The following is a 14,292-nucleotide window of genomic DNA, read 5'->3' as shown; positions in this document are numbered from 1 at the left end:
CACGGAACAGACAGGAAAAGTTCAAGAGGAACAAAGAATGTTAACTGAGTTAATTCAAGAATTAGAACAGGAACATCAAGACTTACATGAACAAGACATTTACTTGCTTATAAATGGGGTGAGTTGGCAATATTATGAGACTTTAATTGATAAACTTGGTAATCAAGGATCATTGCGACTAACCTACTGGAATGGAGTATTAGAAATTGTGTCTCCGAGTCGTCGTCATGAAGGGATTAAAAAAAGAATTGCCACCTTATTAGAAGTTTATTTTGAAGAAAGGAATATAGAATATTTTCCATTAGGTTCTACTACCCTACGTCTTCAAGAACAACGGGGAGGAGGTGAGCCCGATGAGAGTTATTGTATTATAACAGAAAAAGAAATTCCTGATTTAGTTATCGAGGTAATTTTAACCAGTGGCGGAGTCAATAAACTAGAAATTTATCAACGGTTAAATGTTCCTGAAGTTTGGTTTTGGCAAAATAACCAACTTTCAATTTATGGTTTACAGAACCAACATTATCAGAAAATTGATCAGAGTTTGTTACTTCCAGAACTAGATTTAGAACTTTTACAACAATTAATTTTATATCCTCAACAATTAGCCTCTATTCAAACTTTTCGTCAACAACTTCGCAGGTAATTTGGAGGTGTGGGGGGGGTCAGAAACCGGGTTTCTCAACTCATCTTTGTTGTTATTAACAAAAGTTATTGCAGAAACCCGGTTTCTTGAATTTATCGGTACAAGCAGAACAATTTACGGCTATAATTAAATTAGCATTGTCATCTATCCCTAGGCTTAAACATGAGTAAATGCCTTAACCCCGATTGTTTACAAACCAACTCTAAAACAACTTTTTGTCAAAAGTGTGGTTCTAAATTACTATTAACAGATCGATATCGGGCGTTAGAAATATTAGGACAAGGGGGTTTTGGTCGGACGTTTCTAGCGGTTGATGAGCATAAACCTTCTCAACCCTATTGTGTAATTAAACAATTTTTACCCCAAGCTCAAGGTACGAATAATCAAGAAAAAGCGGGAGAACTTTTTAAACAAGAAGCGATACAATTAGAACATTTAGGCAAACATCAACAAATTCCTGAATTATTCGCCTATTTAATCCAAGATCATCGTCAATATCTGGTTCAAGAATATATTGAAGGACAAAATTTAGCTCAAGAATTAGCTCAAGCTGGGGCATTTTCAGAAGCTAAAATTATTAATCTTTTAGGAGATTTATTACCTATTTTAGCATTTATTCACCAAAAATCGGTAATTCATCGAGATATTAAACCGGAAAATATTATTAGAAGCAAGAGCGATAATAAATTATTTTTAGTGGATTTTGGAGCAGCCAAAGCAGCGACTATAACGGCGTTAGCGGTGACAGGAACAGTTATTGGTTCAGCCCAATATACTGCACCTGAACAAGCAATGGGAAAACCAACTTTTGCGAGTGATTTATATAGTTTAGGGGTAACTTGTATTCATTTATTAACTAATATTGAACCGTTTGATTTATTTGATGTCAGTGAAAGTGATTGGGTTTGGCGAGATTATTTAACGGTTAAAGTCAATAATACTTTGGGTCAAGTCTTAGATAAACTTTTACAACAGGGAACAAAAAAACGTTTTCAAACTGCTCAAGAAGTATTAGAAGCATTACAATTAACCGCAAAACCAACACCCCAACCGGATATAGAATTAAAGTCAGCTAGAGGAGTTAATTATGATCAATTAGAACAACTTTTGAAAGCTGGAAGTTGGAAAGAAGCTGACCAAGAAACAGCTAAAAAAATGTTAGAAGTAGCTGGAAGAACACAGGAAGGAGAGTTAGATAAAGACTCAATTGATAATTTCCCATGTGAGGATTTACGCACCATTGATCAGTTATGGGTAAAATACAGTAATGGTCGTTTTGGCTTCAGTGTCCAGAAGAAAATTTGGCTAGAAGTTGGGGGTAAGGTAGACAGAGAGACAGAATGTAAGCTGGGCGAGCGCGTCGGATGGAGAAAGAATGGTAGTTGGATGGACTACGATGATCTGACCTTTTCCTTACAAGCTACAGTTGGTCACTTTCCGCGTGTGGGTCGTATGTCGATGTTCACTCCTTATCAGCGCTGGGCTAGTTTGTTCTTATCTCGCGTCAATAATTGTAAGTTTACACCGCTACCAACAGCCAAACCAACACCCCAACCGGATATCGAATTAAAGTCAGCTAAAGGTGTTAATTATCGTCAATTAGAACAACTTTTGAAAGCCGGAAAGTGGAAAGAAGCTGACGAAGAAACGGCTAAAAAAATGTTAGAAGTAGCAGGAAGAACAGAGGAGGGATATTTAAGGACTGAAGATATTGATAAATTTCCCTGTGAGGATTTACGCACGATTGACCAACTCTGGGTAAAATATAGCAATGGACGCTTCGGCTTTTCGGTACAGAAGCGCATCTATCAAAGTCTGGGAGGAACCCGGAATTATGATAGTAAAATTTGGGATGCGTTTGGTGATCAGGTGGGTTGGCGTGTAATAGGTAGCTGGTCAGAATACACAGATCTAAAATTCAATCAGACAGCACCAGTTGGCCACCTCCCATTCTCTACTTTTCAGTTCTCCTCTCTCGCGTCGAGACTTGTAGACTGTAACATATAAAGCTTCTAACCCGACAGCGTAGGGGCGGGTTCGCCGGGATTTTTGTTAATAATAATTAACCTAAATAAACCCGCCCAACCCCATAATAGGAATCAATATAAACCCGGTTTTATTAACGTTAAATTTTGGTGGGGTGGGGCGGGTTTATCAAGATTATTTGTCAGATTTGAAAAATTTTGTCGAACCTGCCCCTACGGGTTTTATTTTAATAATTGGGTCAGAAACCCGGTTTCTTAACTAAGATTTCTGTTCATAGCAAAGATGATAACAGAAACCCGGTTTCTTTCTGGGCACTATGTAAAAGAAAGTTCGTTGATTTTTTTTCTAGTCCTAGATCCCCCCTAACCCCCCTGTAGAGACGTTGCATGCAACGTCTCTACAGGGGGGAATTAGAGTTTAAAGTCCCAATTTTTAAGGGGATAGAGTTCAAAGTCCCCCTTTACCCCCCGCGCGCGGGGGGCAGGGGGGGAGGGGGATTTAGGGGGATCTAATCTCAGCTATAATCAGGGTTTTTCATCTGAAGTTGACACCAATGAGCGCACCCGATGAGTGACAATTCTGTGATAAAGTTAAAAATTGTAAAGAAATATTAGAGTCTGATTATCTCCCGATTAACAAAAAACCAATATTGCTCACCCTTATAAACATTTATAGGATCTCCCATGCAACAGAATTGGCCCAATAGATTGCTTCTCTCTATTGCTATATTAGCTATTACCCTCTCCACCTGGGCAATTACCCCCGTAGCCCATGCGTTTAATAATCCTGAGTTACTTCCTCAGATTCAAACCCCAGTGATTGACCTGGCGGGAATTTTTACCGATGTTCAGGAAAATCTATTGGCCAAGGATATAGAAAACTTTGAAACCGAAACGGGTTGGAAAGTTAGGGTATTAACTCAATTTGACCAAACCCCCGGTCGCGCCGTTAAGGAGTATTGGGGACTGGATGATAAAAGCGTTTTGGTCGTAGCCGATGAACGGGGGGGAAATATCCTTAACTTTAGCGTTGGTCGTCAGATTTACCCGTTTCTGTCTCGGACATTCTGGGTAGAGTTACAAACTCGCTTCGGAAATCAATATTTTGTTAGAGACAATGGGGAAGACCAATCAATTATTCAATCTATTGATACCATTCAAGGCTGTTTAATCCAAGGCGGTTGTCGGGTTGTTCCGGGGCTTCCTCCAGAACAATGGATTTTAACCCTAATTACTTCTGCTATCGGTGGGATTATTTGCGGCGTGGCGAGTATTCCCCGCAAGTCGGGACAATTAATTTCCTGGCAGTGGGCGTTAATTTTCTCGCCGCTATGGGGAATTTTATTTATTGCCTTCGGAATTGGCCCGGTAATTTCTCGTACCCAAGAATGGCTTCCCCTTGTCCGTAATATTTCGGGCTTTTTAATTGGTTTCTTGGTAGCCTATCTGACTCCATTATTAAATCAGTCCTTCTCCCAGGAAGGTTAAGCAGAATTAGGAAAGTCGGTGGCATTTAATGGAGTCTGACCGATTTTCCCTCACTTTTTTGGCAATCACCGCAACAACCTGATACACTGGGTAAGTTGTAATCTGGTTGTGCTAGGTAAACTTTACTTATCCCCAGAACTTCAGTAATAATCGGCGAGTCACAATGGAATGGCATATTACGGATGCCCAGAGTTTAGGAATTATTGATGGTGAAATTGGCGATCATGTCTTTTCGCCAGCCGAATATGAAATTGTGCGTCGGGTTATTTATGCGACGGCGGATTTTGAATATAAAAGTTTAGTGCGGTTTTCTGACCAAGCTTTACAAGGTGGGGCGGCGGCCTTAGCTGCCCGGACAACGATTGTGGTGGATGTGCCCATGGTACAAGTGGGGATTACTCCCCGCATTCTTTCGACTTTTGCTAATCCGGTTTATTGTTCTATGGAGGCGGTAACTCGACCCCAACGGGAAAAAACTCGCTCGGCTTGGGGAATTGAGACGTTAGCAAGGCGCTATCCCGAGGCTATTTTTGTGATTGGTCAGGAACAAACAGCCCTTTCTGGGATAGTGGATTTAATTGAGGCGGAGGAAATTAAGCCCGCTTTGGTGATTGCTACGCCTTCGGGTTTTGTTGGGGCTGATGTCGCTAAGTCTCGTTTGAATGATTCCATGGTTCCCCATATTCGGATTGATGGACGCAAGGGGAGTGCGGTAGTGGCCGTGGCTTTGGTGGATGCTTTGGTTGATCTGGCTTGGCAAGCCTATGGTAGAGAAGGAAATGGGAGTTAATCAACTCATTTAATCACAAAGACACGAAGGGGTGACAAATACTAATTTATTGGTTAGCCCATATCATATTTTAGTGTTTTTGTCAAGGGGGTTGGGAAAGGGTGGAATTTATAAAGTTTCTGATGGGGGTTTTATTAGGGGTGATTTTTGGGGGTTTTATTGATATTTAGGGTTTTTATGGGCTTTATGGCTCTTGATTTGGGCTAGGGGCATAGAAAGAGCAATCATAGTCTATTTATGAAAACTCTAACATTGGCTGAAAGTATTGTCAAGTGGTGGGCTTAATAGAAGTTTTTCTCAATAATCGGGCTTTTGTGAAGAATTGTGAAATGGGGATAATTTTGAATTTTAAAATTATTCGGTTGTAGGTATTAGATTATTTAATGTATTGGGGATGGATTTTGAGGTTAAGGTTGATCATCATCATAAACTTGATCATAACTGTTTGCGGGTTGATAGCGTTCAATTGCGGAAGTTTGGGGAGATGGGGGTGCTTTTCTGGGACGACGGGACTGGAAACGATGACTAATTTCTTTAAAGATATCTCGACGGACGTAGGGATAGTCACTAATCCAAAGATTTTGACTGGGAATATAGATATCGGAAACTTCGTTAATTTCGCTTAAATCATCTAAATAAGACATGACAATCATTTGGGCAACTTGACCCCGACGTAAGCGTTTATGGTTGCGATTCAGGGGCGCTTGAATTAAGGTACTAAACCCGGTGGCATCTCCGACTTCTACATTAATTCTTCTTTCCAGGTTTTCAATAATAATTAGTTCTCCGCGCTTGTTCACAGATTCCTGTTGTTCTGTAACCGCTTCACTAATATAAAAATCCAGAATTTTTCCCTGTAAAAATCCGGCATAGGGATATTTTCGATATTTAATATTCCGCCAACTGGCTTCCCAAACGGGCATCCATAACCAATATAAAGAGGAGCTAATTCCGGCGATTAATATTAGGATTCTTAGGGTATCTCCTTCTACGGTATATTCCAGAAAAATCCAAATTGCTAAACAAACCGCAGAAACCAATAGACGCTTTAAAAAATCCCTGGGTTTTCCCCAACAATACTTATATTGTTCTCCCGTCGCCACGCCGGGAATTAAGTCTTCAAATGTTTGACGAGTTATGGGAACAAGCATTTTTGTTTATGTTTAGGTAATGGGTAATAGGTAATGGGGAGAGATAGGGAATATTTAATAAACGAAACTCCCATGGTAAATTAGCATGATATTGATTTTATTAGAACACTGGAAAAATGAATCATTATTCCCTATTCCCCTAAATCAGTTATTATAACATTCAAAAAATCAATCATCATTACCCAAAACCCAAAACCCAAAACCCACAACTTATTACCCATTACCTGTTCCCTGTTCCCTGTTCCCTGTTCCCCATTATAAAATTTTTTCTAATCCATAAACCAAGTTTTTCAAGGCTAAGACTTTGCGAATAGCCAGTAGAACTCCGGGCATATAACAAGAGCGATCGCTAGTATCGTGACGCAGGGTATAAATTTGACCCGCAGCCCCAAAAATTACCTCTTGATGGGCAATTAATCCAGGTAAACGAATACTATGAATTCTAATTCCTTCTCCAGCTTCGGCGCCTCTAGCCCCGGTGATTTTTTCGGTTTCTGTAACTAGGGGAGAATTATAGGTTTTCCCTAATTCTGCTAATAATTGTGCCGTTTGAATGGCAGTTCCACTGGGAGCATCGGCTTTTTGATTATGATGTAATTCGATAATTTCAACATGATCAAAATATCGAGAAGCGGCGATTGCTGCTTGTTGTAATAATACCATGCCAATGGAAAAATTAGGAATCAGCAAACACCCCATACTGGCTTTATCGGCAAATTCGGCTAAGTCTTGAATTTGGGCCGGACTTAACCCCGTAGTTCCCACAACTGGACGCACGCCATAAGCGATCGCCGCCCGAATATTGTCGTAAACTGAATCAGGATGGGTGAAATCTACCATAACTCCAGGCTGTTTTTCCTGGGCAGCCATGGCTAACATTCCCTCTCGGTCATTGGTAATCGGAACTTCCAAGGGTTCAATTCCGACCAAAGTTCCCGCATCCTGTTCTTGATAAGCCAGGTTATGATCAATTGCCCCTAACAAGGTCATATCGGGAGATGCGGCGACCGCTTTAATCACTTCGCGGCCCATTTTTCCGCCAGCACCATTAACAATTACAGGAATAGGATGGGAATTAGTCATAATACATTAAATAGATCTTAGCTAAAATTTCCAGTCACAGAAAAGATTTTGCGTAAATTATATCTAACAAGGGTAATCTACTTAAAAAATTTTCGCTGTTTATATTTTACAATAATCCTCGCACAAAGCCCACGTACTTCAGTCGTGGGATGTAGTGCGACCCCCTTTAGGGGGCGTGAGGGTATTAGAAATAGCTAGTGGTACGGGACAACACGGGGTATTTTTTGCCCCTGAGTTGAAACCGATAAAATGGTTGCCATCGGAAGTTAATCCGCTTTTGCAAGCCAGTATTTTAGCTTGGGAAAATAATTTCCCTTCAGATAATTTATTTCCTCCTTTAGAATTAGATGTACAGAAATCGGTTTGGTCAGTCGAAAATCCTGATTTAAAATTGCCCTTTTGCTTACAGGAATTTCCGATTACTGCCTTAGAAGAAGTTGTTGCAATTGTGGAATTAGAAAATTTCCGGTTAGTGGAAGTAATACCGATGCCAGCTAATAATTTATCCTTGATTTTTCAGAAAATATAGGATATAATTAAGTGATCGCATTGTTCATCATTTCAGGAGGAGAAAAATCTAAGCCAATCTCAACTTCACTGGTTTTTGACTTTCTTCCGGGTATGGGATTTGTTTGTTCTTGATGGCGAGATTGGGGAGTTTTTTGTTCCAATAAATTTTGGATATCGGGGGGGGGAGTTACATTGGGAATATTTTGTTGAGATAACCAAGCGACCCCTCCCATGGAACCTGCTAGAATAGTCGCATAGCCTAAATATAAATGAACTGAATTAAGATAAAATTCTGAATCTATATCAATCTTAGAAGCCGACTTTCCTAGTTGTTGATTAAATTCCAAACAAGGAAAAGATGATGCCATTTTCCCCCCTTCTAATCCCAAAGCATTCGCCGCCCGATAAATAAACCCGCGAATATAAACATCTTCCGGTAAAGCCTCAAGTTTTCCCTCTTCTAAAGCCTCTAAATGATGCAAAGGAACCAAAGTAAAATAGTGCATTTGCTGTAATGTAAGACTATAGAATTCTCTAGCTTGACGCAATTCTACCCCAATTTCTTGTAAATAAATCTTTTGTTTTTCATGAATTTGCTGATTGATTTCTGATTGATTCGGACGTTGAGTTTTAGTTTTAGGAATATTATCTGATCCAGAAATAGTCGAAGTTTGTTCCGAAGATTCTACCGTTAAATCTGGTGCTTGATATCCCGCAACTAACCCCAGGGGAGAAACTACAACAGTTTGAACTTCTGTAGGAGTAGAAATATCTTGATCATTCGAGGGAATAGCAGTTACAGAAATAGAATGATTAGCAGAAGCAGACATGGTAGAAATAATAGTTGTTTCTTGTTTAGCCATTTGCTTTAAAGACAATTGAATCGCTTCTCGTCCCACAGCTTTAATCACAATTTCAGCTTTACTTGCCGCCTGTCCTAACATTTTTTGTAAACTTTTTAAAGCAATATTATAGACTTCACTACAATATAATTCTGCTTCAATTTGACGAACAAGAGAACGTAAACTTTCGGGAGACACCTCTACTGTTGTCGGTGCTGTCATCCCAAAACCATTGAACGGATTTAGTTCCATAATTTATACCCCGCCTCCATACCAGCTATCTAAGTCATTTCTTCTATGGTTTGGTTGTGATTCCGGATGCGGAGGTTGTGAAAAAATCTTTTTTATCAAGATGTTTGAGTATTTTTTAACTGAATATGTAAAAACAAAAGTTAACACAACTCTCCCAAGTTTGCAACTTTTATTGAAGAAATCTTGACAAATATCTAAAAATCTGGTCTATCGCCTCTTACCAATCACTTCCATAAGGTGCGTCAGTAACGAGCAGGGACTCTACGAGGTTTAAATCTTTGCCAGTCATGGTTTTCGGCGTTTTCTGAAACAACTTCAAGATCAAGGTTGCAGATTTCTTCGCATTTTACTAAGATAAATTCGTTGAGTTACCGCGGTTCCCTGTCAAGTGAGGTACACCTTGAAGTTAAAAAGCTTGATGATCAAGCAAGTCAGTGCACCTCACCACGATAATAACTGCTATATAATTAAATAAGATGCTGTAAATACTACTTACACCTGTTATTCGCACTCCAGAAGCTCAACGGTTTTTTCCTGTTGAATCTGTAGTTGCATAGGCATACTACTGCTCATACTCATGGGGAAACCTACGAAGAAGCCTAGAAACTCGGTTTATTAGTTAGGGATTTTAACCATAAAAATCTTCATCTAAAATTTGTTCAAGTGAAAATGGACAAATCTGAGGATATTCTTCTTGATTAGGAATACGAACCCCAAATTGAGCACGTTTTCCTTCTTTAATCGCTAACCGACGACCATCAATATAAGCCGTTTCCAGGGCAGTTTTTAAATAAGATTTTAAAGAAGGAGTTTGTTGCAATTGCTTTTGAACACGCTGACGATGTTCATCAACGGAATTATACCAACTTCCCTTGATCATTTCCGGTGCATCTTTTTGAACCCTTAGCTTGAGTAAATGCGCCAGCAAAACCATCAAATTACTTTCTAGGCGATTTTTTTCCGATTTTCCCAACTCGGTTAACTCCTCAACTAAATGTTCCATATCCACAGCAGCAAAATTGCCTTGTTCTAACTGTTCAATTGTTTGCTGAAGCCAAAGTTGAAAATCTTTTTCATAGAGATGTTTAAGCATTTTTCCAACCCTTTAAAGTTAATTCAAGAACCAATGACAGCAGGCGGTTGACGGATGATTGAACCCATTGTCCCCCAAATGTGTAAAAATAAATTACGGTAATATTGGAAATTGAGAGTAAATTGTGATTTCAACTGTCGTCACGCCAAAAGATACACAAACAACGGTCAACCTGTCTCGTCGTCCTGTTTTTCCCTTCACCGCAATTGTCGGCCAGGAAGAAATGAAACTGGCTTTAATTTTAAATACTATCGATCCTAAAATCGGTGGTGTGATGATTATGGGCGATCGGGGGACGGGAAAATCCACCACTATCCGCGCCCTAGCGGACTTACTACCCGAAATTGAAGTCATCGCCGATGACCCCTTCAATAGCCATCCCACCGATGCAGACTTGATGAGTGATAACGTCCGCGAACGTCTGAGTCAACATCAGGATATTCCCGTATCTCGGAAAAAAGTCCCGATGGTAGATTTGCCTTTGGGGGCCACGGAAGACCGGGTTTGTGGTACAATTGATATTGAAAAAGCCCTATCTGAAGGGGTGAAAGCCTTTGAACCTGGACTTTTAGCCAAAGCAAATCGGGGGATTTTGTATGTGGATGAAGTCAACCTCCTCGATGATCACTTAGTTGATGTCTTGTTAGACTCGGCGGCCAGTGGTTGGAATACCGTGGAAAGGGAGGGAATTTCTATTCGTCACCCGGCGCGGTTTGTGTTAGTAGGTTCGGGAAATCCCGAAGAAGGAGAGTTACGTCCGCAATTATTAGATCGGTTTGGAATGCACGCCGAAATTAGAACCGTAAAAGAACCGAATTTACGAGTTAAAATTGTTGAAGAAAGAACCGCTTTTGATCAAAATCCTGAAGTTTTTTTAGAAAAGCATATTAACGACCAACACCAATTACAACATAAACTTGTAGAAGCTCAAACCCTTCTTGCTTCTGTAGAAATTGATTATGATTTACGAGTTAAAATTTCTCAAGTTTGTTCGGAATTAGATGTGGATGGTTTACGCGGAGATATTGTTAGTAACCGAGCGGCAAAAGCCTTAGCTGCTTTTGAACAACGAACGGAAGTAACCGTCGATGATATTCAACGGGTGATTACTTTATGTTTGCGTCATCGTTTACGCAAAGATCCTTTGGAAACAATTGATTCTGGTTTCAAAGTTCAGAAGGTTTTCCGTCAAGTTTTTGGTTTACCTGATGCCTAGTTAGTGATTGACAAAAAATGGTGCGTGGGCTGCTGGCTGACGCACCTTAAATTTTATGAAAAAAATAATTTTAGGTTTTGATCCGGGTTTGGCAATATTAGGATTTGGAGCAATAGAGTGTGAAATTGATGATCAAACTCAAAAACAAAAATCTGTTTCTATGATTGATTTTGGAGTAATTAAAACCCCACCTAAAACCGAATTAGGCAAGCGTTTATGTATTATTTATGAGGATTTAAACCAGTTATTAACCCATATAAAACCCGATTTGGCTATTGTGGAAAAACTGTTTTTTTATCGCATGGCAAATACCATTGCTGTTGCTCAAGCAAAAGGAGTGTTATTATTGGTTTTGGCTCAACACCAGATTCCGTTAATTGAGTTTACTCCAGGTCAAGTTAAAAAGGCTTTAACGGGACATGGCAATGCGGACAAATATCAAGTTCAAGAAGCTGTTGCTAGGGAACTGAATTTAACAGAAATTCCTAGACCTGATGATGCTGCGGATGCTTTAGCCACCGCATTAACAGCTTGGTTTGATCCTGATATAATTTTTCAGTATGAATTAATTTGATAATTTATGATAATCCTAACTTCTCAAGAAATCGCTCAATTTCGCTCGCAATTAGCTGAATATTCCGTTGCTTTAGAAGCCTTAGATAGAATTGAAAATTGTGAAGGAGATCTCGAAGATGCCGCCATTGAAATGGCAATTTATGTGGGTCAGTCGCCCGATACTTCGGAAAATTGGTTAGATGGTTTAGCCAAACGATATCGAGTGAGTTTGTGCAATAAAGACCTGCGGGAAGAATTAATTCAAGGCAATATTAAAGCCATGGTAGAATCTCTAATTGCTGAAAATCAATGTCCAGCCCTATTAATTACTCCGGTTGTCATTTATGCGGTGAAATCGGGAATTGAGCAATTTTGTCAACCTTTAGAATATAAATTATAGGGATTTGGTAACAAAACCAACCCCGGAAACGAAGATTTTACCCTAAAATTTAGAAATCAAACACAAACCGAATTTAGGAGTAATTTATGAGCCCAGAAACCTTAGTCAAAGAAGCGCCTGTTACCAGCGATTTTAGTATTGATGACTTTAATTCCCATGTCATGAATACCTACGCCCGTTTTCCCATTGCCTTAGAGCGGGGAGAAGGGTGTCGGGTTTGGGATACCAATGGCAAAGAATACTTAGATTTTGTGGCGGGAATTGCCACTTGTACCCTGGGACACGCCCATCCAGTGTTAATTGAAGCGGTCACCAAACAAATTAAAACCTTGCACCATGTTTCTAATTTATATTATGTTCCCGTGCAAGGAGAATTAGCGAAATGGTTAACAGATCATTCCTGTGCAGATAAGGCTTTTTTCTGTAATTCTGGAGCGGAAGCTAACGAAGGAGCGATTAAATTAGCCCGGAAATATGCCCATGATAAATTAAATATTGAAGATCCGGTTATTATTACCGCCCACGCCAGTTTTCATGGTCGAACTTTAGCTACAATTACTGCTACTGGACAACCTAAATATCAAAAAGGTTTTAGTCCTTTAGTGCCAGGTTTTGTTTATGTTCCTTATAATGATATTGATGCTTTAGAATTAACAATTGCTGAAGTCGATAAAGATGGGCGACGGGTTGCAGCTATTATGTTAGAAGCCTTGCAAGGAGAAGGCGGTGTCCGTCCTGGAGATATGGCATATTTCCAACGAATTCGGCAAATTTGCGATCAAAAAGGCATTCTTTTAATCTTAGATGAAGTTCAGGTTGGCATGGGTCGCAGTGGTAAATTATGGGGTTATGAAAACTTAGGAATTGAACCGGATATTTTTACCTCCGCGAAGGGTTTGGGCGGTGGTATTCCCATCGGGGCGATGATGTGTAAAGCTTTCTGTGATGTTTTTGAACCTGGAAGTCATGCCTCTACCTTTGGCGGAAATCCTTTTGTTTGTGCTGTGGCGTTGGCTGTTTGTCAAACTTTAGAAAGAGAAAATATTCTGGAAAATGTACAGAAACGGGGTGAACAACTTCGCAGTAAATTAACAGAAATTGCTGAAAAATATCCTGATTTAATTGCTGATGTCCGAGGCTGGGGTTTAATTAATGGTTTGGAATTAAAAGAGGATGTGGAATTAACTTCTCCCCAGGTCGTAAAAGTAGTAATGGAAGCGGGTTTATTATTAGTTCCGGCTGGCCCGAAAGTGTTACGTTTTGTGCCACCTTTAATTGTGACTGAGGAAGAAGTTAATTTGGCGTTACAAGCAGTTGAAAATGCCTTAAAACAGTTAACGGCTTAATTTCACTCAATTCCCTATTCTTCTTTCTTTGACCGAGAGAAGATAGGGAAAATCAAATCATATTTGACAGTTTTCTGAAATAGTTATGGCTAAATATTTAATCAATTCTTAGTTTTTTTTGAACGATAACGATACAGAGCAGAAGCATTCATTTGGATTTCTAACTGGGAAATAAGATTATCCAAAATAGAAATCCCTGCATCTGCTCGTTGGCAAACTTCCTGAATTTTAACAGATGTTTGTTTAACTTTTTGTAAATCGGGTTGATGTTTTTTAGTCATGGCAAATTAAAGTTACTCCTTTCTTCTCTAATTGTAGCTTGTGCTCTGGCTATTGTGACTATTGCGTCCTCAATAGAACGAGTCAGCGGCTCCAGCATAGCAGAATTAGGAATCGGCTGTGATTCAGCCATTCTGACCATCAGGGTATAAAATCGGGAATAGTAGGTATTTGCCCTTTGCCGAATATTATCGAGATCTTCTAAGGCGATAAGAGTGGTTTCCGTGTCAGAATAGGTTTCCATGATTACAAAACTGGTTTCTGTGGCATGGTTAATAACCACTAATAACTGCCTTTGTAATTCTAAAACCGTTGTTGTAAGTTCTAGGGGAAGTGCAACCATTAATAATTAGGAAAGTAACAATCAAGATATGTCAGCTTTAATTATGACATATTGTGTTCTGAACTTTTAAGTTATCGAAAAAATGGGTTTAAAACCCCGTCGTTCTACGACGGGGTTTTAAAGACTTAATATAATCCCTCAAGACTTCAGCCATTGAAATATTAAGGGATTCTGCATATTCTTTAAGTTGTTGGTATTCGCGCTCATTGACATTGAATTGAATTTTTTTCTCTCTTGACATACTCTAATATTAGCTCTATATCTTTTTTAATTATGCGATCGCTCACCTCTGTCAGTATCAAATCCAAATTGA

General features: G+C 39.4%; 16 protein-coding genes. 9 read left to right on the top strand and 7 right to left on the bottom strand.

Features of this window, described 5'->3' with window-relative positions:
• Positions 1-37: 37 nt before the first annotated feature.
• From NMG88_RS17095 to NMG88_RS17080, 4 genes are all read left to right on the top strand, one after another.
• Complete coding sequence (locus tag NMG88_RS17095; RefSeq protein WP_254035646.1) at positions 38-646, top strand: Uma2 family endonuclease; 609 nt, start codon at positions 38-40, stop codon at positions 644-646.
• 162 nt (positions 647-808) lie between these two features.
• Positions 809-2,653, top strand: a complete 1,845-nt coding sequence (locus NMG88_RS17090; RefSeq protein WP_254035645.1) for a serine/threonine-protein kinase — start codon at positions 809-811, stop codon at positions 2,651-2,653.
• 662 nt (positions 2,654-3,315) lie between these two features.
• A complete protein-coding gene (locus NMG88_RS17085; protein ID WP_254035644.1) occupies positions 3,316-4,119 on the top strand; it encodes a TPM domain-containing protein in 804 nt (267 codons plus the stop codon).
• 163 nt (positions 4,120-4,282) lie between these two features.
• Positions 4,283-4,909 (top strand): precorrin-8X methylmutase, encoded by a 627-nt coding sequence (locus NMG88_RS17080; protein ID WP_042153900.1) that lies wholly within the window; start codon positions 4,283-4,285, stop codon positions 4,907-4,909.
• A 407-nt stretch (positions 4,910-5,316) separates the two neighbouring features.
• Here the strand turns inward: NMG88_RS17080 and NMG88_RS17075 are convergent, their stop codons facing one another.
• Both NMG88_RS17075 and dapB read right to left on the bottom strand, forming a co-directional pair.
• A complete protein-coding gene (locus NMG88_RS17075) occupies positions 5,317-6,060 on the bottom strand; it encodes a phosphate ABC transporter permease (RefSeq protein ID WP_227397765.1) in 744 nt (247 codons plus the stop codon).
• Positions 6,061-6,315: 255 nt separating this feature from the next.
• Positions 6,316-7,143, bottom strand: coding sequence for a 4-hydroxy-tetrahydrodipicolinate reductase (gene dapB / locus NMG88_RS17070; protein ID WP_227350515.1), 828 nt, complete (start codon positions 7,141-7,143; stop codon positions 6,316-6,318).
• Between the two features lie 154 nt (positions 7,144-7,297).
• Between dapB and NMG88_RS17065 the strand changes: the two genes are divergently transcribed.
• Positions 7,298-7,672 (top strand): DUF938 domain-containing protein, encoded by a 375-nt coding sequence (locus tag NMG88_RS17065; RefSeq protein WP_042153904.1) that lies wholly within the window; start codon positions 7,298-7,300, stop codon positions 7,670-7,672.
• A 7-nt stretch (positions 7,673-7,679) separates the two neighbouring features.
• Here the strand turns inward: NMG88_RS17065 and NMG88_RS17060 are convergent, their stop codons facing one another.
• Both NMG88_RS17060 and NMG88_RS17055 read right to left on the bottom strand, forming a co-directional pair.
• Positions 7,680-8,747 (bottom strand): helix-turn-helix domain-containing protein, encoded by a 1,068-nt coding sequence (locus NMG88_RS17060; RefSeq protein WP_227381619.1) that lies wholly within the window; start codon positions 8,745-8,747, stop codon positions 7,680-7,682.
• A 628-nt stretch (positions 8,748-9,375) separates the two neighbouring features.
• Positions 9,376-9,840 carry a DUF29 domain-containing protein gene (locus NMG88_RS17055; protein ID WP_026785445.1) on the bottom strand — a complete coding sequence of 155 codons (465 nt, stop codon included), beginning with the start codon at positions 9,838-9,840 and terminating at the stop codon, positions 9,376-9,378.
• Positions 9,841-9,964: 124 nt separating this feature from the next.
• Here NMG88_RS17055 and bchI point away from each other — a divergent pair, with 124 nt between their 5' ends.
• The 4 genes from bchI to NMG88_RS17035 all read left to right on the top strand — a co-directional run bounded on the left by bchI (position 9,965) and on the right by NMG88_RS17035 (position 13,357).
• Entirely contained in the window at positions 9,965-11,056 is a 1,092-nt protein-coding gene (gene bchI / locus NMG88_RS17050) for a magnesium chelatase ATPase subunit I (RefSeq protein ID WP_026796343.1), read from the top strand.
• 55 nt (positions 11,057-11,111) lie between these two features.
• The gene (ruvC, locus tag NMG88_RS17045; RefSeq protein WP_026796344.1) at positions 11,112-11,630 is read left to right on the top strand and encodes a crossover junction endodeoxyribonuclease RuvC; all 519 of its coding nucleotides are present in this window, start codon (positions 11,112-11,114) and stop codon (positions 11,628-11,630) included.
• A gap of 6 nt (positions 11,631-11,636) precedes the next feature.
• Complete coding sequence (locus NMG88_RS17040) at positions 11,637-12,011, top strand: hypothetical protein (protein WP_026785442.1); 375 nt, start codon at positions 11,637-11,639, stop codon at positions 12,009-12,011.
• Positions 12,012-12,097: 86 nt separating this feature from the next.
• Positions 12,098-13,357 carry an aspartate aminotransferase family protein gene (locus tag NMG88_RS17035; protein ID WP_026796345.1) on the top strand — a complete coding sequence of 420 codons (1,260 nt, stop codon included), beginning with the start codon at positions 12,098-12,100 and terminating at the stop codon, positions 13,355-13,357.
• 101 nt (positions 13,358-13,458) lie between these two features.
• Here NMG88_RS17035 and NMG88_RS17030 read toward each other — a convergent pair whose 3' ends face one another.
• The 3 genes from NMG88_RS17030 to NMG88_RS17020 form a co-directional block, all read right to left on the bottom strand.
• Entirely contained in the window at positions 13,459-13,638 is a 180-nt protein-coding gene (locus NMG88_RS17030) for a hypothetical protein (protein WP_026796346.1), read from the bottom strand.
• Complete coding sequence (locus NMG88_RS17025; RefSeq protein WP_026796347.1) at positions 13,635-13,979, bottom strand: hypothetical protein; 345 nt, start codon at positions 13,977-13,979, stop codon at positions 13,635-13,637. The genes NMG88_RS17030 and NMG88_RS17025 overlap by 4 nt, the downstream gene beginning before the upstream one ends.
• Before the next feature lie 88 nt (positions 13,980-14,067).
• Positions 14,068-14,220 (bottom strand): hypothetical protein, encoded by a 153-nt coding sequence (locus tag NMG88_RS17020; RefSeq protein ID WP_227350516.1) that lies wholly within the window; start codon positions 14,218-14,220, stop codon positions 14,068-14,070.
• Positions 14,221-14,292: the final 72 nt, after the last annotated feature.

The organism is Planktothrix agardhii (genome assembly GCF_904830935.1).
Classification (GTDB): Bacteria; Cyanobacteriota; Cyanobacteriia; order Cyanobacteriales; family Microcoleaceae; genus Planktothrix; species Planktothrix agardhii.
This window is presented reverse-complemented; position numbering and strand designations above follow the sequence as displayed.